The 21,925-nt window shown below is 61.3% G+C and carries 19 protein-coding genes; 9 read left to right on the top strand and 10 right to left on the bottom strand.

Annotation, left to right across the window (positions count from 1 at the left end; genetic code table 11):
- The 5 genes from WBP53_RS13940 to WBP53_RS13920 all read right to left on the bottom strand — a co-directional run.
- A partial coding sequence (locus WBP53_RS13940) for a ParB/RepB/Spo0J family partition protein (protein ID WP_423929928.1) occupies nt 1-592 on the bottom strand: 592 nt, incomplete at its 3' end.
- Nucleotides 593-604: 12 nt separating this feature from the next.
- A complete protein-coding gene (locus WBP53_RS13935) occupies nt 605-1,387 on the bottom strand; it encodes a ParA family protein (protein WP_423929926.1) in 783 nt (260 codons plus the stop codon).
- A complete protein-coding gene (rsmG, locus tag WBP53_RS13930; protein ID WP_423929924.1) occupies nt 1,384-2,043 on the bottom strand; it encodes a 16S rRNA (guanine(527)-N(7))-methyltransferase RsmG in 660 nt (219 codons plus the stop codon). The genes WBP53_RS13935 and rsmG overlap by 4 nt, the downstream gene beginning before the upstream one ends.
- 300 nt (nt 2,044-2,343) lie before the next feature.
- Nucleotides 2,344-2,802 carry an SPFH domain-containing protein gene (locus tag WBP53_RS13925; protein ID WP_423929922.1) on the bottom strand — a complete coding sequence of 153 codons (459 nt, stop codon included), beginning with the start codon at nt 2,800-2,802 and terminating at the stop codon, nt 2,344-2,346.
- A 279-nt stretch (nt 2,803-3,081) separates the two neighbouring features.
- A complete protein-coding gene (locus tag WBP53_RS13920; protein WP_423929930.1) occupies nt 3,082-5,499 on the bottom strand; it encodes a prolyl oligopeptidase family serine peptidase in 2,418 nt (805 codons plus the stop codon).
- Nucleotides 5,500-5,680: 181 nt separating this feature from the next.
- Here WBP53_RS13920 and WBP53_RS13915 point away from each other — a divergent pair, with 181 nt between their 5' ends.
- From WBP53_RS13915 to hemC, 4 genes are all read left to right on the top strand, one after another.
- Nucleotides 5,681-6,346, top strand: coding sequence for an alpha/beta hydrolase (locus WBP53_RS13915; RefSeq protein WP_423929920.1), 666 nt, complete (start codon nt 5,681-5,683; stop codon nt 6,344-6,346).
- A 67-nt stretch (nt 6,347-6,413) separates the two neighbouring features.
- A complete protein-coding gene (locus WBP53_RS13910) occupies nt 6,414-7,451 on the top strand; it encodes a sensor histidine kinase (RefSeq protein WP_423929918.1) in 1,038 nt (345 codons plus the stop codon).
- Nucleotides 7,448-8,182: a LytR/AlgR family response regulator transcription factor gene (locus tag WBP53_RS13905; RefSeq protein ID WP_423929916.1), complete on the top strand. Its 735-nt coding sequence runs from the start codon at nt 7,448-7,450 to the stop codon at nt 8,180-8,182. The genes WBP53_RS13910 and WBP53_RS13905 overlap by 4 nt, the downstream gene beginning before the upstream one ends.
- Nucleotides 8,179-9,108: a hydroxymethylbilane synthase gene (hemC, locus tag WBP53_RS13900; protein WP_423929914.1), complete on the top strand. Its 930-nt coding sequence runs from the start codon at nt 8,179-8,181 to the stop codon at nt 9,106-9,108. The genes WBP53_RS13905 and hemC overlap by 4 nt, the downstream gene beginning before the upstream one ends.
- Before the next feature lie 137 nt (nt 9,109-9,245).
- On the opposite strand, the gene WBP53_RS13895 is transcribed toward hemC, so the two are convergent.
- The 5 genes from WBP53_RS13895 to WBP53_RS13875 form a co-directional block, all read right to left on the bottom strand.
- Nucleotides 9,246-10,064 (bottom strand): DUF481 domain-containing protein, encoded by an 819-nt coding sequence (locus tag WBP53_RS13895; protein ID WP_423929912.1) that lies wholly within the window; start codon nt 10,062-10,064, stop codon nt 9,246-9,248.
- A 139-nt stretch (nt 10,065-10,203) separates the two neighbouring features.
- On the bottom strand, nt 10,204-11,235 hold the full coding sequence (locus WBP53_RS13890; protein WP_423929910.1) for a dimethyl sulfoxide reductase anchor subunit family protein: 1,032 nt from the start codon (nt 11,233-11,235) through the stop codon (nt 10,204-10,206).
- Nucleotides 11,236-11,247: 12 nt separating this feature from the next.
- Nucleotides 11,248-12,090, bottom strand: a complete 843-nt coding sequence (locus tag WBP53_RS13885) for a 4Fe-4S dicluster domain-containing protein (protein ID WP_423929908.1) — start codon at nt 12,088-12,090, stop codon at nt 11,248-11,250.
- The gene (locus tag WBP53_RS13880) at nt 12,087-13,853 is read right to left on the bottom strand and encodes an SLC13 family permease (protein WP_423929906.1); all 1,767 of its coding nucleotides are present in this window, start codon (nt 13,851-13,853) and stop codon (nt 12,087-12,089) included. Before WBP53_RS13880 ends, WBP53_RS13885 begins: the two co-directional genes overlap by 4 nt.
- On the bottom strand, nt 13,850-16,771 hold the full coding sequence (locus WBP53_RS13875; protein ID WP_423929904.1) for a molybdopterin oxidoreductase family protein: 2,922 nt from the start codon (nt 16,769-16,771) through the stop codon (nt 13,850-13,852). The genes WBP53_RS13880 and WBP53_RS13875 overlap by 4 nt, the downstream gene beginning before the upstream one ends.
- Nucleotides 16,772-17,248: 477 nt before the next feature.
- Here WBP53_RS13875 and WBP53_RS13870 point away from each other — a divergent pair, with 477 nt between their 5' ends.
- From WBP53_RS13870 to WBP53_RS13850, 5 genes are all read left to right on the top strand, one after another.
- Nucleotides 17,249-18,232 (top strand): helix-turn-helix transcriptional regulator, encoded by a 984-nt coding sequence (locus WBP53_RS13870; RefSeq protein WP_423929902.1) that lies wholly within the window; start codon nt 17,249-17,251, stop codon nt 18,230-18,232.
- Nucleotides 18,229-19,182: a patatin-like phospholipase family protein gene (locus tag WBP53_RS13865; RefSeq protein WP_423929900.1), complete on the top strand. Its 954-nt coding sequence runs from the start codon at nt 18,229-18,231 to the stop codon at nt 19,180-19,182. The genes WBP53_RS13870 and WBP53_RS13865 overlap by 4 nt, the downstream gene beginning before the upstream one ends.
- Before the next feature lie 179 nt (nt 19,183-19,361).
- The gene (locus WBP53_RS13860; protein ID WP_423929898.1) at nt 19,362-19,823 is read left to right on the top strand and encodes a hypothetical protein; all 462 of its coding nucleotides are present in this window, start codon (nt 19,362-19,364) and stop codon (nt 19,821-19,823) included.
- A 38-nt stretch (nt 19,824-19,861) separates the two neighbouring features.
- The gene (locus WBP53_RS13855; protein WP_423929896.1) at nt 19,862-20,380 is read left to right on the top strand and encodes a formate dehydrogenase subunit gamma; all 519 of its coding nucleotides are present in this window, start codon (nt 19,862-19,864) and stop codon (nt 20,378-20,380) included.
- Nucleotides 20,377-21,912: a formate dehydrogenase beta subunit gene (locus tag WBP53_RS13850; protein ID WP_423929894.1), complete on the top strand. Its 1,536-nt coding sequence runs from the start codon at nt 20,377-20,379 to the stop codon at nt 21,910-21,912. The genes WBP53_RS13855 and WBP53_RS13850 overlap by 4 nt, the downstream gene beginning before the upstream one ends.
- Nucleotides 21,913-21,925 lie beyond the last annotated feature (13 nt).

Here is a 21,925-nt window from a genome sequence, read left to right as displayed (position 1 = left end):
GAGCGCGTGCGTGACCCATCTCGAGCTTGCCCTGATCGAGCATTGCGCGGATCTGCTCGGGCAGGTCAAGCAGGCGCAGCAGATTCGAAACCGAGGCGCGTGAGCGCCCGACTGCATCGGCGACCTGCTGGTGGGTCAGGGTGAATTCGGCGATCAGGCGAGCCAGGGATTGCGCTTCCTCCAGCGGCGAAAGATCTTCGCGCTGGATATTTTCAATCAGGGCGATGGCGATGGCCGAGCGGTCATCGATGTCACGTACCAGTGCCGGAATTTCCGCAAGTCCGGCCAGCTGGCTGGCACGCCAGCGGCGTTCGCCGGCGATCAGCTCAAAGCGATTCTTGCCCGCGCTGCGCACGATGACCGGCTCGATCACGCCCTGGGACTTGATCGATTCGGCGAGTTCCAGCAGCGCGTCTTCATCGAAATGGCGGCGCGGCTGGTACTTGCCCGCGCTGATCGAGTCGATTTTCAGCGAGCGCAGCTCGCCTTCGCCGCTTGAAGCAGTGCTTGCCGATTCCGCTGTGTCGTCGCTGCCGCCAAGCAGGGCGTCAAGCCCGCGTCCGAGCCCAAGCCCGCGTTTTTTTGCTGCCATTGCGTCGAGTTCCTAGCTGGTTGCTGCTGTCGTTGCGCGTTCGCGGCGCAGCATCTCGCCGGCGAGGCCAAAGTAGGCGATGGCGCCGCGCGATTCACGGTCGTAGAGGTTGATCGGTTTGCCGTGGCTGGGTGCTTCGGCAAGCCGGATATTGCGCGGGATGATCGAGCGCAGCAGTTTTTCGCCGAAATGCTTGTGCAGCTGGGCCGAAACATCGTTGCTGAGATTGTTGCGCACGTCGTACATGGTGCGCAGCAGGCCTTCGATCTCGAGGTCCGGGTTGAGGCGCTTGCGTACCGCCTTGATCGTGTCGACCAGACTCGAAAGCCCTTCCAGCGCGAAGTACTCGCACTGCATCGGAATCAGCACGCCATGTGCGGCGGTCAATGCATTGAGGGTTAGCAGGTGCAACGAGGGCGGGCAGTCAATCAGGATGGTGTGATACCGATCGCCTACCTTTTCGAGCTGCTCCTTGAGCCGGTGCTCGCGGGCTAGCGCATCCATCAGCTTGATCTCGGCCGCAGTCAGGTCGCCACTGCCGGGAAGCAGGTCGAAACCACCCTCGGTCTTGACGATGGCGTCTTCGATGGAGGCTTCTTCGAGCAGCACATCGCAGCCATTGGGGCGGGCCTGATGCTTGTCGATTCCTGCCGCCATCGTGGCGTTGCCCTGCGGATCAAGGTCAACCAGCAGGACTTTCCTGCGTGTCTCGGCAAGTGCTGCTGCCAGGTTGACGGCAGTGGTGGTCTTGCCGACCCCACCCTTCTGATTTGCGACGGCGATGATGCGTGTCATGGATGGTTCCCGGCAGCCATTTCATCCTGGCTGCGTTTGATGATGACCAGATGGCGCTCGGCATCAAGGCCGGGAACCTCCAGACGATGTACGGCTTCAACCACGAAACCACCAGGCAGTGCGTCCAGCTCATCCTGCGGGAATCGCCCCTTCAGCGCCAGCCAGCGTCCCTCCGGCTTGAGCAGATGACCGGCCAGACCCAGCATGTCGGCCAGTGTCGCGAACGCACGAGCCGTGATGCAATCAAATTGTCCATCGACCGCCTCGACACGTGATTCCGCGACCGTGACCCGCGCCAGGCGCAGGTGTCGAACCGCTTCGCGAAGAAAACGCGCCTTCTTGCCGTTGGAGTCGACCAGGTGGACCTCCAGCTCGGGTTTGGCCAATGCCAACGGGATACCGGGAATACCTGCGCCGGTACCCAGGTCGGCCAAGGACGCACCCGACACATACGGCAGCACCGCCAGTGAATCGAGAAGGTGGCGCGTGATCATCTCGCCAGGATCGCGCACAGCAGTCAGGTTGTAGGCGGCATTCCAGCGCAGCAGCAGATCGATGTAGTCGAGCTGGCGCTCGATCGTCGAATCGTCCAGATCGAGCTTCAGCGCCGTCAGCCCCGCAAGCAGCCGCTGCCTCAGCGGTTCGCGGTTTGACATGAGTCGCTCGGAATCGAAAGGGGCGTCAGTATCGGGGTGCGGGGCGCTTTAGGCAACGCTGATCAAGCTGCATTCCAGCGAAGGCTGGGCTCTGGAGTCAGGACGCCGGAGCGAACATTCGCTCAGCGACCGGCCCAAAGGGCATGCTGCAGGAGCTGAAGGTACTCCAACTGCCGAATTTATCTTTGCAAATCAAGGGTAGGGCTGGATGACCGGCCATTCGGCTGCTGTCAGGCACTTCCAGCCTTTGCCGAGAGGGCGGGTAAAGCCTTTCCAGACGGCGCCTCGATTGAATGGGGCTCAGGCAGCGTGACGCAGATCAATGCGGGTGACCAGCAGTCCGCGTTCCCGAACTTCGTTGTTGAGACTTTGCTTGAGCCAGAGTCGGCGTTCAGCGGGCTCGCCGGGGATCGAGTCGCCGGCAAGCAGGTGGGTTACCTGCTGACGCAACAGTGCGTCCACCGAGTCGATCACCCGATCGGCGCGCCGGGGGTCTAGCACCTGGAAATAGATCAGCGCCTCGAATGGTTCGCCACTCTGAAGTACGCAGGGGACTTCAATGGATGAGCCGGTCAGGCTCATCTTGTGTGAAACCCGCTCGATCAGCGGCAGCATGAAGTGCATGCCGGCACCAACGAATCGGGTGTGTCCACCGAAGCGTCGCAGCGAGTAGACCTGCCCCTCCGGAATGCGGCGCACGCAAAACGCCGCGAGTGCGGCGAGGGAAATCAGCATGATCCAGAGCGGTGAGATCGACATTTCTCAGTACCATCATGAGGTTATCCAGTGAACCTCATGTGCATCCTAACAAAGCTGGGGCGAAACTGGAATAACGAAGGCTTAACATTCTCGCCCGCGGCGCAACAACAAGCGCTGAACGGGATCACAGTTTCTCGTCCATATCGGGCTTTTTCGTGGCCTGATCGCGGCTTTCTGATGCTCTGAGGGGGTGCGGCAGGTCACGCAATCTCCCATTGACGGCATCTGCCACACACCCAAAAAAAACCCCGCCGAAGCGGGGTCTGTTCCCTGTGTCGCCTACTGCCCCTGAGCGGGAAGCGGCGTGCCGATGTGGGTTTCGAAGAGTTTCAGGATGCGCCGGTATTCGTCGTACCAGGAATCGGAGTGCACGAAGCCGTGGCGTTCCAGCGGGTAGCCGGCCAGTTCGAAATCGACCTTGCGCAATTCGATCAGGCGCTGGTTCAGGCGAACCGAATCCTGATACAGGACGTTGTCATCAAGCATGCCGTGCGCAATCAGCAGGCCGCCCTGAAGGCCATCCGCATATTCGATGGGCGAAGAGCGCTGGAATGCGATTGGATCGTCCTGCGGCGTATTGAGGATGTTCGAGGTGTACTCGTGGTTGTAGGAGGTCCAGTCAGTGACCGGGCGCAGCGCAGCGCCGGCCGAGAAGACTTCCGGCGCACGGAACATCGCCATCAGGGCCATGAAGCCACCGTAGGAGCCGCCGTATACGCCGATGCGCGAGCGATCCACCGACTGGTTGTCCACGAGCCAGTCGACACCATCGATCAGGTCTTCCAGTTCCGGGTGGCCCATTTGCCGGTAGATCGCGGTGCGCCAGTCGCGTCCGTAGCCTTTCGAGGCGCGGTAGTCCATGTCGAGCACGACATAGCCTTTCGAAGTCAGCAGGTTGTGGAACATCTGCTCACGGAAATAATTCGGATAGCCCAGCTCGGTGTTCTGCAGGTAGCCCGCGCCGTGCACGAACAGGATGGCCGGGTACTTCTTCGATGCATCAAAGTTCGCAGGCTTGTAGAGCTTGGCGTAGATCGGTTCATCGACGTGGCTGGACGGAACCTTGACGATTTCCAGTTTCGGCCACTCAAGCGCCTTGTACTCCGGAGTGAGGGTGTCGGTGAGCAGCCGCGACTCACCACCGGTGGCTGCGACCTCCGACAGTTGCGATGGCACATAGGTCGTGGACTGCAGCAGTGCAAGCTGGCTGCCGTCCGGCGAGAGTTCGAATCCGTCCAGACCCTCCACGCGGGTCAGGCGTTCCAGTTTTCCGCCACTGGATGCAACGCGGTAGGCATCGTAGGCGTAGGGTGCCTGCGCGTTGCTGAGTACGTAGAACCATTTGCCATCCGCAGAAAGCCTGGGTTCGGAAATTTCGAACTTGCCCGAGGTAAGCGCCTTGGCCCTGGATCCCGGTGTCTTGATGTAGAGCTGCGAGTAGCCACTCTCTTCGCTCAGGTACCAGAGCTGGCGGCTGTCAGGCGTCCAGCCGAACTCATTGAAGTACCAGTTGATCCAGGCTTCATCGCTGAGGCGGTGCTGGTGGACCAGCTTGTCGTTCTTGAAATCCACGCTGGCGATCCAGCGATCCTTGTTGTCGATGGCGCGCAACTGGATCGCAACCTGGCTGCCATCCGGACTCCAGATCATCTCCGCCACGGTGACAGAACGCAGGGCAGGCTCGTCCTTCTTTGCGGGCTTTTCCGCCTTGTCCGATGGCTTGCCGGTTTCAGCCTTGGCCAGCCGGTTTTCCTCGCGCACCTTGTGCAGCGGATCGTCCTTGCTGCCAGGCAAGTCATCGAGTGTAAGCTCGGTCTGCTCGTGGTCAGCGAGATCCAGCAGCCAGATCCTGGACGGTGCCGGTGCGTTGCGACCGACGCGAACGCGCTCGTCTTCCTGTTCCTCGTAGCCAGATTCGGTCACGTAGTGGTGGAGTTTGGCGATCTTGCCCTTGTCGTAATCCTTGGCCGTGGTCACCACCAGCAGGTAGCGGCCATCAGGCGACAGGGCCGTGCCCTCGATGTCGACGTTGTCGCCGAGATAGAACGGCTGCGGCGAACGGGTCGGGTCGCCCTTGCGGAACGCTTCTTCGTTGCTCCTGGTCGCCTCGCGGTCACCCTTGACCGTGCGCAAGGTCGAAAACAGCCGCAATTGCAATTCTCCCAGATCATCCGGCTTCTTCGCCTCGGGATCCTTTTCGGAAAGCACGACGGCAGCGGGTGCGGTAACCCGGCTGGCGATGTCGTAGCTGGACCAGTCATTGCCCGTGCGGAACTGAAGCGCGCGACCGTCGGCACTGAATTGCGGGGAGGCTTCGGATTGGGGCGTCCTCGTTACCTGGATCAGCTGGCTGTTGCGCAGGTCGCGGATGAATATATCGCCGCTGCGCACGAATGCTGCCAGTTGCCGACTGCGATCGAAAACGGCCCCCCTGCCATCCGCGTCAGCCATCAGGGCAGGATCGATGACCACGTCCTGGCGTGTTTCCAGATTGATGCGGTGCAGGTCGCGAATCGTCGAACCGTCGCGCTTGAGCCGGTAGTAGATCGATTTGCTGTCGACGCTCCAGTAGGGCGACTCTACGGGAGGCCCGATCCAGTCAGGGTCCGCCATGGATTGTTCGAGGGTGATGGCCTGCAGCGGCAATGCAATCAGGCATAGCCATGCAGAAAGGGAGGCAACGGCGAATCGGGACATCATCGACAACTCCGGCAAAAGCAATTTCACAGGATACCTGCTGGGCTCGAGGCCGCAATGCGCCGGAAGTCAGTCGGGATATGACGACTGTGCCCGTTGATCAGCGGTGCCCGGGCGAGAAGTCTTGGCATTCGACGGTGAATCGTGCAGCCTGCCGGATTGATCGGGATAAGGATGCGACATGTTGCTTGAATGCGTGGAGAAGGAAACCGGGCCCAAGCCCCGTGTTGCGGTGATCTGGATGCATGGACTTGGTGCCGACGGCAACGATTTCGTGCCCATGGTCCCCGAAATCGTGGCCGATGACTGGCCGCCAATGCGATTTGTCTTTCCGCACGCACCGAGGCGGCCGATCACGATCAATGGCGGCATGCCAATGCGTGGCTGGTACGACATCACCGGAATGGAGATCGCGCAACGGCAGGACGAAGCCGGGATCCGCAAATCCATCGAGCAGATCGAGGCGCTGATCAGTCGCGAGATCGAGCGTGGCATACCGGCCTCGAAAATCATTCTTGCCGGGTTCTCGCAAGGTGCAGCAATGTCAATTTCAACGGCATTGCGCCATCCCGAGCGCCTGGCTGGCGTGATTGCGCTTTCCGGCTATTTGCCACTGGAACGGCAACTGGAAAACGAGTGCTCAGCGGCGAATGCCGACATACCGATCTTCATCGGTCATGGCAGCCTGGATCCGGTCGTGCCACAGACGCTTGGCATGCTTTGCCGTGATTTCCTGCGCTCGCATGGCTACACCGTGGACTGGCACAGCTACACCATGGCGCATCAGGTCTGCAACGAGGAAATGGCCGATCTGCGTGCATGGATTGGTGAACAGATCGGTAGCTGAATCACGGCGCGGACCTCCCCGACGCCTCATAATGGGCCATCTGGCAAGGGCTCGGGGAAGAGGCGGCATGGCTGAATCCGAAAAGCATCGCTGGCTGCCTCAGTTCTGCAGCCTGCCAACCCTGTTCGCGCTGATGGTCGTGGCCGAAGTGGTTGCCCTGGTCATTGCCATGGCACCGGATCGTGTCGCGCGTTCGTGGATCAGCGAGCTCGCCATCGCCAGCGTGTTCGTGCAATGGCTGGCCCTGCTCAACGCCGTGGTCCTGTGTTCCTCGCGCGAGACCCTGGAGCGCCTGTCGGTTCGCGCCGGCTTCTTCGCGGCCTGGGCGCTTGCCGTGGTCACCACCGCGCTCGGAAGTGCCGTGGTCTATTCGATGGATCATGCGCTCGGCTTCGGCCTGACGTCGCCGCCCGGTTCGGGGTGGCGATTTTCGCTCGGCAATGCAGCCATCTGTGCCCTCATTGCGGCGGCACTGCTGCGCTATCTGTACATTCGCGAGCTTTCACTCGAGCGCATTCAGGCGGCCGCCAAGGCCCAGGTGGATGCCTTGCAGGCACGTATCCGTCCGCATTTCCTGTTCAACAGCATGAATACGATCGCCAGTCTGATCCGCAAGCGACCGCAGGATGCCGAGCGTGCCGTGGAAGATCTGTCCGACCTGTTCCGCGCCGCACTGGGCGCACGCGAGACTTTGGCAACGCTGGGTGAAGAGCTGGACCTGATCGGACACTACCTGCGCATCGAGGGCCTGCGATTGGGCGATCGCCTGCAACTGGATCTGGATCTGGACGATCTGCCCCGTGATCTGCCCCTGCCGCAACTGCTCCTGCAGCCATTGGTGGAGAACGCGGTTTACCACGGCATCCAGCGTCTGCCAGCGGGTGGAACCTTGACCATCCGTGGCAAGCGCGCCGCGGGGCAGGTGGAGATCGTCGTACACAATCCGGTTCCCGATGACGCGGCACTTCCGCGCAATGCGCATGCCCTTTCGAACGTTCGTGCGCGCATCGAGTACCATTTCGGCGACAAGGGGGCCTTGCTGGTGCAGCCAGAGCGCGGAGAATTCACGGTGACCGTGCGTTTGCCTGATGTGACAACTCGATGAGGGCATTGGTCGTCGATGACGAGCCGCTCGCCCGTGAGCGACTGGTCGACCTGCTCGGTGACATTCCGTCGATCGACGTGGTCGGGCAGGCCGGAGATGGTCGCGAAGCCATCGAGGCGGTCGAACGACTGCGGCCGGATCTTGTCCTGCTCGACATTCGCATGCCACGCATGGATGGACTTGAAGCCGCCCGTCACCTGGGCAATTTCGAACACGCACCGGCGATCATCTTCTGTACGGCCTACGACGAACATGCGCTCGCCGCGTTCGATGCCAATGCCGTCGACTACCTGCTCAAACCGATCAGGGCGGATCGCCTGCGCGCGGCCATCGAACGTGCAGGGCGCTTCAGTCGGGAAACTGTCGAGGACCTTGAGCACGGTGGGGCAAGTCGACGAGAGCGCAGTCATCTATGTGCACGCGTACGTGGCAATCTCGTGCTCATTCCCATTTCCGAGATCGACTATCTGCTGGCCGAAGACAAGTACGTGATAGTCCATCATGCCGGCAGCGAAGTTCTGATCGAAGAACCCCTCAAAGCTCTCGAGCTGGAATTTGGCGACCGCTTCGTACGCATCCACCGCAATTGCCTGGTCACGCTGGATCGTATCGTCGGCCTGGCCCGGACCACCGATGGACGCGTCCTGGCCAAGCTGGAAAACGTCAATGCCGAACTTGAAGTCAGTCGCAGGAACCTGCCCTCGATACGCAAACTGGTGCGCTCACTATGAAACAGATTCGAATCGCCACGCGCAAGAGCGCACTGGCCCTGTGGCAGGCTGAACATGTCGCCGCCCGCCTGCGCGCCGCGCATCCTGATATCGATATCGAGCTCGTGCCGATGACCACGCGTGGTGATCAGGTGCAGGATCGCCCGTTGTCGGAAATCGGCGGCAAGGGCCTGTTCCTCAAGGAACTCGAGATCGCCATGCTCGAGGGGCGTGCCGACATTGCCGTGCATTCGCTGAAGGATGTTCCGATGGAACTGGAGCCGGGCTTCGCCATCGGCGCCGTGCTCGAACGTGCGGATGCCGCTGATGCGTTCATCAGCAACCGCGCCAGCCGTCTCGATGAATTGCCGAAGGGTGCGCGAGTGGGAACCTCGTCGCTGCGCAGGCAGGCCCAGTTGCGCGCGTTGCGGCCCGATCTCGAACTGCTTGATTTGCGCGGCAACGTCAACACGCGCCTGGCACGTCTCGATGATGATCACTACGACGCCATCATTCTTGCCTGCGCCGGACTCGAGCGCCTTGGCATGGCTGATCGGATCCGTTCACGACTGGTCGCGCCGGACTGGTTGCCTGCGGTGGCTCAGGGCGCCATCGCGATAGAGCAACGTCTTGGCGACGTGCAGGTCGCCGAGCGAATCCATGCGCTGGATGATGCGGATACGCGTCGTTGCGTCGAATGCGAGCGCGCCATGAATCGTCGCCTGCACGGCAGCTGCAATGTGCCGATCGCCGGCTACTGCGTGGAAACCGAGACGGGCCTGGCCCTCTATGGCCTGGTCGGTGATGCCGCCACCGGACGCCTGGTCAGGGCCGAAGTTGAAGGGTCGGGGCTCGATATTGGCGAGGCTCTTGGCAAACAGGTCGCCGACCTGCTTCTGGAACGCGGCGCCAAAGAGATCCTCGACGGCTTGCGCAAGGACAACTGACCAGACCCAGGGGAAGCTTGGGAAAAGGCAATGCCGTGCAAGCCGTCATCCCGGCCTGCGCCGGGATGACGAGCATTCGAGTCAGTGGCATTCCTGCCCGCCAGCACTGCCCCCGATTCACCCTGGCGGCCTTCAAATCAGAACTTGAAGACCACGTTGGTGGTGACCAGTTGGTCGGTCTTCTTCAGGCCTTCGCGCACATCGGAGTTGTGGCGGATCTGGTAACCGAGCTTGAGCGCCAGGCGATCACTCATGCTGACCGAGAGCCCCGCATCATTCTGGAAATAGGTGTTGTTGGATCCGGCTTCGACAAGGCTGATGTTCTCGAACGACGTGGAATCGTTGAACTTGTGCTTGTAGGCCATCAAGCCGCGACCGACGAAGTTGTCTTCGGCATCCGGATCGATCTCGGATACCGTGGGCGGGTCACCGCTGATCACTTCATAGGGCTGCGGATCGAGGCGACGGTAGCCCGGTCCGATTTCGACGAAGAACTCGGTGTTGGGGTTCTTGAGGACCGTGTAGCCGTAGCTCAACGAGAGTACGAACTGGTAGGTGTACGGCGAGAACTCATCATCCTCGTAGCGTGCTGCGCCTACCACGTAGCTGCGTTCGTCAAACTTGTAGCCTGTCGACGCGCCCGTTTCGTAGCGATTGGCGGTGACATCGTAGCTTCCGTTGGCTTCGCCCTTGCTGCGCAATGCATTGAAGTAGAAGCCGTACTTCCACAACGGATCTTCCTTCTTGATGTTGAACTTGATGTTGAGGTTTTCCGACCGCGTATTGCCGCTGGTTGCGGCGAAACCGGCCTCGCCACTGCCTGACCAGCCCTCGTCGGACTTCTTGGCTTCTGCCTTCTTTTCCTCAGCCTTCTTTTCATCGGCAGCGGGATCGTGGGCGTGTGCGTAAAACGGAAAAGCAAGCAGCATGGCGCTCGCAAGGAGAGCTCTTTTCATGAGGGGTTCCTCGAGGGATTGGTGGGAATCTGGCGCCTGGGGAGGTCACGCAGGCGTGGCGATGCTAGCGACCGGAATTGAACCCGAAATGAACAAGATGCCTTCCGGGCGAGCTGTTGCCCGGCCGGAACGGCGCAATTCAGCCGTTTCTGGTGCCGTAATAGAGCATCACTGCATGTTTCGCCTCGGCGAAAAACAGCCAGCGTTCGACAAATACCCCGAGCATGCCAATGGGCAAGGCCAGCCATGCCCCAGGCGTCGAGAATGCCGGAAAAACCAGGCTTGTCAGCGCCAGGAGCCCGGGTAGGCCGAAGCCCGCAAGCAGGCAGATCATGCGCAGCTTCCGCGAATGCTTGCGTGCAATACGGAAACCCATCTCCTGGGTCAGGTAGTTTTCTTCGGTATGCGGTTGCTCGAACGAGCGAACCGAGCCAAGTGCTCCGAGGCCAATGGCATCACCGGTCGTTGATGCCGAGCCCTCGTCGACAAGGCGCCAATAGCGCAACTTCAGTATCGCCCCGGCAACGGCAAGGGCGACGATCAACGGAATCAGGTAGTCGAGGTGTCTTGTCCCGTCGAAGGAAATCGAGGTCAGGGCCCAGGCGAAAAGCGCGCCGGTGAAGAGAGCCAGCAACAGATAGCCCGCGACTACCTGGGGATTGTGCCAGGCACGAACGGGCTTGATGCTGGCGTATATATGCGCCGTGCACCAGACCGTCGCAAACGAGCCGATGACCAGCGCGATGGCCGTCACGAATTTCATGGGCGTGAGCATCCAGAGCCATGAATCGAGATCGCCGTCCGCAGCAGGCGCCGGAATCAGCCAGAGGCCATTGAAGAGTGCGCCGAACAGGGCAACAACGGGCAGGTAGGTCAGGATCGCTGCCACCCCTTCGCGAGAAAGCCACGAACTGCGCCACTGCGAAAAGGCACGCCAGGCACGCATGGGCTTGCCGAGATGCCAGAGTGAGGAAATCAATCCGCTGCTGACCAGTACGAAGCCTGCTCCCAGTCCGTAGGTGAGCAGGTCTGGAAACAGGATCAGGTTCAGCCCATTGCCATGGTGAATCTCCGGCCAGAGCAGCAACAAGAACACTGCGACGAGAAACCACAAGCCATAGCCCGCACCGGACATCACGGTAAAGAAAATGATCGAGAACGTTGGTCGCATCGTCGGTCCTGGTCAGCGCGACAGTACGCGGTCGACCCAGCGCAGCAGTGGTGGGAGCTGCTTGCTGTCGACGGCTTCAGGCGCGGGCGCGGCCTTTGCGCTCTCGGCATCGCGGCGAGGTCGCGGCGGCAGGTAGCGGTTGACCGGCTTGTAGCCCAGTTCGGGCATCAGCGCATAGCCCCCACGTTCGGCCACAAGCTTCGACACATCGGATTCTTCATCGCCGAGATCTCCGAAATGACGTGCACGTGTCGGACACGCCAGCACGCAAGCTGGCTGGCGATCCGCTTCGTCGAGCGTCTCGTTGTATATGCGATCCACGCACAACGTGCACTTCTGCATGACACCGCGCTTCTCGCTGAACTCGCGCGCGCCGTACGGGCAGGCCCATGCGCACAACTGGCAGCCGATGCACTTGTCCTCATCGACCAGGACAATCCCGTCCTCGGCACGCTTGTAGCTGGCCCCGGTCGGACAAACCGTCACGCACGCCGGCGTCTCGCAATGCAGGCACGAGCGGGGGAAGTGGATGCTTTGGGTTGATGCGGGATGAACAGCCGTTCGGCTGTTGAAAGCCGGGATTTTGGAGTCGGTATTCGCAGAAGCGCCGCTACACCCAGCTTTTTCGATTCCCGACTCCCGACTCCCGACTCCCGCTACCTCGTAGCTATGCACCCGGTTGAACCAAACCCCTGTCGGCTCGGCGCCGTAGGCATCCTTGTCCGGCAATGGTCCGAATGCACCGCCGTCGTTCCACTCCTTGCAAGCGATCGCGCAGGCGTGGCAGCCGACACAGGTATCGAGGTCGATGACCAGGCCGAGTTTGCGGCTGGTGGGCGGGGGCAGGCTGGTCATGGTTGCAATGGCCAGAACAGCGGAATCAGGTACATCGATATGGCGCAGAAAATCGCGATCAACGGAATGCCCACTTTCATGAAGTCCATGAAACGATAACCACCAGCGTAGTAGACCATCGTATTGGTTGGATAGCCGACCGGCGTCGCGAATGAAGTGGCTGCGGCGAACGCGACGGCGATCACGAACGGCCGCGGGTCGGCATTGACGGTATGCGCCACGGTCACTGCGATGCCGACCATGAGAACCACCGAAGGATTGTGACCCATCAATTCGGTCAGCAGGGCAGTAAGGAGATAGACCATCAGCAGCGCAGCCAGCGGGCCGTGTTCGCCGACCACGCCCATGCCAGCGTTGACCAGTGTTTGCGAAAGCCCGCTGTTTTCGATTGCCGTGCCGAGCGGAAGGATGGCGGCCAGCAACACGATGATCTTCCAGTCAATGCCCTGGTAAAGATCCTTGCGCCCGTAGCATCCGGCAATGGCCATTGCGACTGCACCCGCGATCGCCGCAACCGGGATCGGAAGCCAGTGCAACCCGGATAGAAGCACCACGGTCACCATGATCAGGACAGCGGCGATGGCGCGTTTCGGCGTGCGCCGCGTGTCCTCGCGCTCGCTCAGCACGACGAAACGTTCGTCGTTGCGAAATGCGCCAGCCGCGTCATCTTCCACCAGGAGCAACAGCACATCACCCGCAGCCAGACGCACGTCTTTCAGCTTGTCGCGCAGGATGCGTCCGCGCTGGTGGATCGCGAGGGCAATGGCGTCATGGTTGCGCTGGAAATCCAGCTCTTCGAGAGAGCTGCCTTCGATATTGCTGGCCGGCTTAACCATGACTTCCACCAGGGTTCGCGCGCTGCCCTTGTCATGTCCGTAGCGTTTTTCCGGGTCGATCTCCAGATCGGCGCGCTTGCGGAAATCCTCGATCTTGTCCCAGTCACCGCGCACCAGCAGTACGTCATCGACTTCCAGTTCCTGCGATCGCGGCGACCACAGGTGGCGATCGCCACGCAGCAGTTCAAGCGGGTAGACGCTGTACTTGTCTCCCAGTTTGGCATCTGCGATGGTCTGTCCGACCAGGGGCGAATCCGCCGTGACCTTCAGCTCGGTCACGTACTTGCCGATGTCCGCCTCAACCGTGACGATCGGCGTGATTTCCTTCGGCAGCAACCAGCGTCCGACCAGCATCAGGTAGGTGATGCCGACCACGGCGAGCAAGGCTCCGAGCCTCGTGAATTCGAATACACCGAATCCGGCAATGCCATGTTGCTGCGCCAGGCTGTCGGCGAGCAGGTTCGAGGACGTGCCGATCAGAGTGCACACGCCACCCATCTGCGCTGCGTAGGCCATCGGCAGCAGCACGCGTGCCGGCGATGTCCCGGTGTTTGCGCAAACTCTCAGGGCCAGTGGCAGGAAGGTGGCAACAAGGGCGATGTTCTTGACGAAGGCACCCATCGGGGCAATCGCCAGCATCAGGCACAAGGTCAGCAACCAGGGTCTTCGAATACGGGAGAGCAGGCGACCCAGCGGTTCCAGTGCGCCAGACCGCTCGATGCCGAGACTCAGCGCAAACATCGCCGCGACCGTGATCGTGGCCTCGTTGCTGAAACCGGCCAGGGCCTCGGTAGGCGTGACCAGGCCGAGCACGACCATTAACACCAGCACGATCAGGGCAACGATATCGATGCGCACCTTTTCGCTGGCAAACAGCGTGATTGCGCCGATCACCAGCACAAGGGTCATCCATTGCGGCAGGGTCATGCCGGCTTCTCCGCAGCGTGGAGTTCAACGCGGTGCCCTTCCAGATGCGGGTCAGGGTCGCGTTCAAGGCGAACGCGCAGGTCAAACCACGCAGCCTGGCCAGTAACGGGATCAGCATTCGCGTGCCGTTGACCGCTGGCCTTCGCCGGCAGCAATTCGTCGATCAGGTGATTGAGCAGGAAGCCATCACGATTTTCGGGTGCATCGTCGCTCAACTTCCAGGCCCCTTTGCGCTTGCCTATGGCGTTCCACGTCCACAGCGTGCCCGGAGCGGTAGCCTCATGCAATTTGGCCTGCACGCGAATGCGCGCCAGCGGTGATGCCAGCCAGACCCAGTCGCCATCGGCGACCTCATTGGCCGCAGCGGTTTGCGGATGCAGGTACAGATAGTTGCGCGCCGTGATCTGGCGCAGCCAGGCATTTTGCGAACCCCAGCTGTGATACATGAACATCGGCCGCTGGGTGATCGCAGATAGCGGAAACCCGTCACTTTTCGCGGCCACTGATTCGTACCAGAACGGCAGCGGATCGAAATAGCGCTCGACGCGCTCGCGTTCGTCCTCGGGTGGCTGTTGCGTGCCGTGCCCCTGCGCGGCGAGTCGAAAACGCTGCAGGGTTTCACAATACAGCTGCAATACGATCGGATCGGTGGAACCGACGAAGCCCAGCGACTTGGCCCAGCCGAGATAGTCGAGGTTGGCCATCTTGTAGTAGCGCCCTGCGTCAGGAACCTTGGCTTCCCATACACAGCCGTGTTCGACATAGCGCTTGAGCTGGTCGGGATTCGGCTCGCCCAATCCCGACTTGGAGCCATCCGTTCCGCGCCAGCCGGCCAGCAGGCCGACGCCGGGCGCACGTTCGTGTTCCACCATGAACTGGGGGAAGCCGCGCGGATATTTGGCACTGCCATCCTCGTTCAGCAGTCCCGGCAGGCCAATGCGTGTACCGAGATCGATCAGCACGTCCTGGAACGGTCGAACATCGCGATCCAGTTCCACGACAGGCTGACGAATCGAGTCGGCCGCACAGTCCGCATCCGAGATCGGCCGATCGAGCATGCTGATGCAGTCGTGGCGTTCGAGGTAGGTCGTATCGGGCAGGACCAGGTCCGCAAACGCCACCGTCTCGGACATGTAGGCATCCGAATAGATGATGTGCGGGATGCGATATTCACCGGTGGCCTCGTCACGATCGCACAGCATGCGTCGCGTCTCGCCGGTATTCATCGATGAATTCCAGCCCATGTTGGCCATGAACATGAGCAAGGTATCGATGCGGTACGGATCCCCGGCCCAGGCATTGCGGATGACCGAGTGCATGAGCCCGTGCGCAGCCAGCGGATGTTCCCAGGAATAGGCCTTGTCTAGGCGCCGCGGCTGGCCGTTGGCGTCTACCAGCAGGTCATCGGGTGATTGCACATAGCCCAGCGGACCGCCATCGAGAACGCCATCGTCCTTGCGCGCCTTGCCCGGTCGGTTCGGTGGCGGCGCCGGTTTGGGGTAGGGCGGCTGGTAGCGAAAGCTTCCCGGCGTATCGATGGCGCCGAGCAACATCTGCAGGACGTGCAGCGTGCGACAGGTGTGGAATCCGTTTGAATGGGCCGAAATGCCGCGCATCGCGTGCATGGCAACCGGTCGGCCGGTCATTGTCTCGTGGCGCTGGCCGTATGCGTCGGTCCACGGTTGATCCAGCGTGATCGCCTCGTCGAATGCGGTGTCGCCGAGCTCGCGCGCAAGGCGGCGAATCGTCTCCACGTCTACGCCGCAGCGCTCGCTGACCGCCTCGGGCGCGCATTCGTCCGCAAGATAGCGTTCCGCCAGCAACTGGAAAGATGGGACGGCCTTGCGCCCGTCGCCCAGCGTGAACTCGCCGACGACCAGCGGCGAGATGCCGATGCTGTCCGCACGAACCAGCACAACTCCCGCGCGGTCGTTCCCGCTAGCGCTGGAACCCGGCACATTTACCTCACCGTCATCCCGGCGAAGGCCGGGATCCAGTTTCTCTGCTTGTCGGTCGGAAGTCCCTGAATCTCGGCCTTCACTCGAATGTGCAGACCCTCGGCGCGCTGCGCACAAGGCATTCCCATCTGAGTCTCGCGCAATCAGCCCATCATCCGCCGCGCCCGGATCGCGAATGACCAGATGATGCGCATTCGTGAAACGTACTAGGTAGTCGAAATCGATGCGGTCGGCTCGCAACAACTCGTGGATGAACGCGCCAGCAAGCAATCCATCGGTACCCGGATTGATCGGCACCCATTCGTCGGCGATCGCGCCATAGCCGGTACGCACCGGATTGATCGCGACGATCTTGGCGCCGCGCTGCTTGAGTTTGCCGAGTCCGAGCTTGATCGGGTTTGAATCATGATCCTCGGCCACGCCCCAGAGCATCAGGTACCTGGTCAGGTCCCAGTCGGGCTCGCCGAACTCCCAGAAGCTTCCGCCAAACGTGTACATGCCGGCTGCGGCCATGTTGACCGAGCAGAAACCGCCATGCGCGGCATAGTTGATCGTGCCGAACTGCTGCGCCCACCAGCCGGTCAGGGCCTGGGACTGGTCGCGACCGGTAAAGAACGCGAGTTCATCGGGATTGCGCTTGCGGATATCACCCAGCCATGTTGCGGCCAGCGCCAGTGCCTCTTCCCACTCGATCTCGCGGAATTCTCCGGCACCGCGCTCGCCGACCCGCAGCAACGGCCTGGACAGCCGCGCTGGCGAGTAATGCTGCTTGATTCCGGCAGAGCCCTTGGCGCAGATCACGCCGCGATTGACCGGATGCCTGGGATTGCCGTCGATATAGCGCACGCGGCCATCCTTCAGATGTACGCGGATGCCACAACGACATGCACACATGTAGCACGTGGTCGTCTTGACCTCGTCGCCAGTGGGTCGGTCGAGTTCGAGTGATGCGTGCGGCATGGGCAAACGGCGTGCTGCTCGGGACCCATGATGGTAATGGGTAAATCCGGTGACGGGGGCGCTGCCTTCACCCGGTTCGCGCAAAGCCTTGTTTTGACGGAATTTTACCTTCAATCAGCGCGACGAGGGAGATCCGGCGGTTTGGCTCTTGAGCACCGGAACTCGACAGGAGTTTGCGGGGCCGCACGTGCAAGAGCATTGACGGCTCTTGCCGAGTAGTGGATCGCTGTCGTTCGGCCCAACTTGTGAAGGACCGTGCCTCGCCGCAGATCCGTAGGTTGGTGGTGAGCGCAAGCGAACCCCAACGCTTTTCGAGTGAGCGACTCATCCCATCCCAATCCGACCCGAAGCAGAGGTCATCCTGACGCTGGGCATCGCTGCGCTCAGCCCAACCTGCGAAAAGCTGCCTTTCCACTCCCGCCTCCCGCCTCCCTATGCCAAACTCCGCATTGGCTTCACAACGCGGCAGTTTGGACCATGGATCGCTACGAACGTACCTTGCTCCTGCATCGGATGCTCAAGTCCGCGCGTTACCCGGTCGCGCTCAAGCACGTGCAGGAAGAACTTCAGTGCTCGCGTGCAACGATGTATCGCGACATTGCATTCCTGCGCGACGCGCTCGGTGCGCCGATCGAAAGTGATCCTGAAAACGGCGCGATCCACTACTCAAGGAATGAAGCAGATCGCTTCGAATTGCCCGGATTGTGGCTATCGAGTGAAGAGCTCGCCGCCTTGCTCGCCCTCAACGAGTTGCTCGGTCGGTCCGACCCGGGCGTTCTGGCGGGTGCGCTGGCGCCGTTTCGTGAACGCATCGAGAGCCTGCTTTCCGATCACAGCAGTGGCCGCGCCTTGCCGGTCGAGCGCATCCGCGTCATCTCCAGTGGAGCGCGCAAGCTCGATCAGGTCGTCTTTCGCACCGTGTCCAGCGCTTTGCTCAATCGCAAGCGGATGACCTTCGAGTACCGTGCACGCACGACCAACACGCCAAGTACACGCGAAGTCTCCCCGCAACGGCTCGCCCATTATCGTGACAACTGGTATCTCGATGCCTGGGACCATGGCCGCGAAGCCCTGCGCAGCTTTGCGCTTGATCGCATGCGTTCGGTCGAGGTGGGTGACGAGGCTTCGCTGGATCGTGATCTGGCCGAACTCGATGCCCACCTTGCTTCGAGCTACGGCATCTTTTCCGGCACGCCGAAAGCCACCGCCGTGCTGCACTTCTCCGAGCACGCCGCACGCTGGGTTGCCGATGAGCACTGGCATTCGCGCCAGGAAGGCCATTGGCTGCCAGATGGCCGCTACGAGCTGAAAGTGCCGTACAGCAATTCCCGCGAACTGCTGATGGACGTCCTCAAATACGGGCCGGATGCGGAAGTCGTGTCGCCTGTCTCATTGCGCGAAGAGATGAGGATCCTGCTGCAACTGGCTATCGGCAGTTATCAGGTCGAGTCGAAAAAGTGAACGATTCCGGTCCTGTCCCGAAAGATTCGGCAGCGGCGAAGATTCCGATCTCGCTGGTGCTGGGTTCGGGCGGTGCGCGCGGCTATGCGCACATCGGGGTGATCGAGGAACTCATCGCCCAGGGTTTCGATATCCGCTCAATCGCGGGCAGCTCGATGGGTGCCCTGGTTGGTGGCGTCTATGCCGCGGGTAAGCTGGTTGCCTATCGCGACTGGGTGCTGACCCTTGCCCGTTTCGATGTATTCAAGCTGCTCGATATCACGGTCAGTGGTGGTGGCTTCATCAAGGGCAACCGCATCATCGGCGCGCTTCGCGAACATGTTGGCGAATTCAATATCGAAGATCTGCCGATCAGCTACACGGCCGTAGCCGTCGATCTCGATGCACATCGGGAGGTGTGGTTTTCCCAGGGTTCCCTGTTCGAGGCGATACGCGCATCCATTGCGATTCCAACCGTGTTTCGGCCGCATCGGTATCGGGGGCGCCTGTTGGTCGATGGTGGCTTGCTCAATCCATTGCCGGTATCGCCGACCTTGCGCGACCACACCCAGGCGACGATCGCTGTCGATGTCAACGCGGCTGCCGAGCCGCTGCATGGCATCGATTCGGACGAGTCGGCAGGCTCTGGCAAGAACGATGATGCGGGCGAAGGCATTGTGCCGCGCATGCGCAGGATGTTGGGCGCTGCTCCGGCAACCGATCCGGCGTCCGATCCAGCGCGCGATCCGAGCGTGATCGACCTCTTCGCACGTTCGCTGGATACGGTTCAGGAAACCATCACGCGACTCAAGCTGGCCGCACAGCCGCCCGACTTGTTGATCACAATTCCTCGCAATGTCTGCACGTTCTACGATTTTCATCGAGCCGAAAGCGTGATTGAATTGGGTCGACAGCGAACTCGCGAAGCGCTGGCACGATGGACGCCACCCGGAGCCGGCAACCGCGTATGAAAGCGCCGATAATGGACACCTCCGGCGGCAGCCGCTCCCGGATTGCGGGAACCTTCGGCCAGTTGCCGGGTCCAGATTCAGCGATCAGCGAAGGGCCCCAGGCCTCCTGAATTCGTGATCCGGCGCAGGTGAAACAAGCGTCAACGTCAGACCCAACTCCACTTACAGGTACCGAGTAAATGAATTTCCATGGAACACGCTGGTTGGCCGCGCTGGTACTGGTTTTCGCGACGTTTGGCTTGCAGGCTGCTGCAAATGCGCAATCGAGCTATCGCCTTGAACTGACCATCGCGCGAGATGGTTCGCTGGTTGCGAGGCCGGTCCTCGAGGTCGAGGCAGGCGCGGAGGCGGAAGTACGCAATGACGATCCGCTCAAGCCCGATGCCGGGTTCAAGATTCTGGTAACCGCGACACCACTGGAGTTTTCTTCGACGGGCCAGGAGTCGGTCAAGCTGAAAATCGACTTTTCCGCCCAGCAAGGCAGCAAGTGGGTGAGTCGCGGACAACATGTGGTGACCGCCGTGCTTGGCAAACCGCTCAGCTTCGGGTTTCCGCCGACCAAGGATGAGCCGAAGGGCAGCAAGTTCGAATTGACGGTCAGGCCGTCGAACACGTCGGCTGAAGCGGCAACGAAGCGCTAGGCAGCAACATTGCCTGAAACATCGGCAACGGGGACGGCATGCCGGAACTAGAACCCAGTGCGCGCAGTTCGATATCCGGCAGTAGTCTGGAAGAGGCCGCGCGCATTGCCGTACTCCGTGCCATCGATTCGGAATCCGGCAAGGCTGACTCGCTGTTGCCAATACTGCATCGAATCCAGGATGCCATCGGGCATGTTCCTGCGGCCGCGGTACCGCTAGTTGCCGGCGCACTCAACCTGAGCCGCGCCGAAGTGCATGGCGTGGTCAGTTTCTATCACCACTTTCGCAGCGAAGCACCCGGTCGTCACGTCCTCAAACTGTGCCGCGCGGAAGCCTGCCAGGCCATGGGCGCGCGACACCTTGAGCGTCACCTGAAGGAGCGCCTGGCCATCGAGTTCGGCGCAACCACCGAAGATGGCGGTATCACGCTGGAGGCGGTGTACTGCCTGGGCAACTGCGCCTGCGCGCCATCTGCGATGCTGGATGACACCGTGCATGGCCGGCTTTCCATCGAAAAGCTAGATCGTATCGTCGACGCCTGCGGGAATGGCACATGAGTATTCGCATTTTCGTGCCACGGGATACGAGCGCCCTGGCCTGCGGTGCGGAAGAGGTGGCGGAGAGAATCAAGAGCGAGGCGGCGGAGCGGGGCTTGGATGTCACCATCGTTCGCAATGGATCAAGGGGAGCTTGCTGGATCGAGCCGCTGGTCGAGGTTGAAACCGAATCCGGCCGGATCGGATTTGGTCCAATCGAGGCGAATGATGTCGGTGCTTTGTTCGAGGCGGGGTTCCCGCACGCATGCACCCATGCTCTTGCTCTTGGCCCCGTCGATCAGATCGACTGGTTGAAGAATCAGCAACGGTTCTGCTTTTCCCGCAACGGCATCACCGACCCGCTCAGCCTTGATGACTACCAGGCGCACGGCGGCTGGCGCGGGCTGGATCGCGCGCTCGCCCTGAAACCGGAAGAGATCGTTCAGCAGGTGACCGATTCAGGATTGCGCGGGCGAGGCGGCGCAGCGTTTCCGTGCGGCATCAAGTGGAAAACCGTGGCCGATCAGTCAGCCGCCCGGAAATACATCGTATGCAACGCCGATGAGGGCGACTCCGGCACCTTCTCTGATCGCATGGGGATGGAAGGCGATCCCTACCGTTTGATCGAGGGCATGCTGATCGCCGGCATCGCGGTCGGTGCGGATCGGGGCTACGTCTATCTGCGCAGCGAATACCCACTGACCCGCCACATTTTTTCCGAAGCCATTGTGCGTGCGCGCGCAGCAGGATTTCTGGGTGCGAACATTCGTGGCTCCGCCACATCGTTCGACATCGAACTGCGCATCGGTGCCGGTGCCTACATCTGCGGTGAAGAAACCTCGCTGCTCGAGAGCCTCGAAGGCCGTCGCGGTCAGGTGCGTTTCAAGCCGCCACTGCCTGCGATCAAGGGCCTGTTCGGCAAGCCTACGGTGATCAACAACGTCATCACGCTGACTTCGGTGCCGGACATCCTTGCCCGGGGCGCCGACTGGTATCGCGACCTGGGCATGGGCCGATCAACCGGCACCTTGCCGATCCAGCTTGCCGGAAACATCAAACGCGGCGGCCTGATCGAACTGGCGTTCGGGGTGACCTTGCGTGAACTGCTGTTCGACTACGGCGGCGGATCCGCAAGCGGCAGGCCGATCCGCGCGGTGCAGGTCGGCGGGCCACTCGGAGCCTACCTGCCCGAATCCCGATTCGACACGCCCATCGATTACGAATCCTTCGCGGCCATTGGCGCGATGCTCGGCCATGGCGGCATCGTGGTTTTCGATGACAGTGTCGACATGGCCGAGCAGGCACGCTTCGCCATGGAGTTCTGCGCAATCGAATCCTGTGGCAAGTGCACGCCGTGTCGGATCGGCTCGACCCGCGGCGTCGAAGTCATCGACCGCATCCGCGATGGCAGCGATGCCGATGCGAACAAGGATCTGCTGGCCAGCCTGTGCGACACCATGCTGCATGGCTCGCTTTGCGCACTCGGCGGACTGACTCCCATGCCCGTCCTCAGTGCCATGAAGCATTTCCCGGAGGATTTCGCCGTACGTTGAGCCAGCCTTGTTG

The sequence above is a fragment of the Dokdonella sp. genome, assembly GCF_049593775.1.
Classification (GTDB): domain Bacteria; phylum Pseudomonadota; class Gammaproteobacteria; order Xanthomonadales; family Rhodanobacteraceae; genus Dokdonella.
This window is presented reverse-complemented; position numbering and strand designations above follow the sequence as displayed.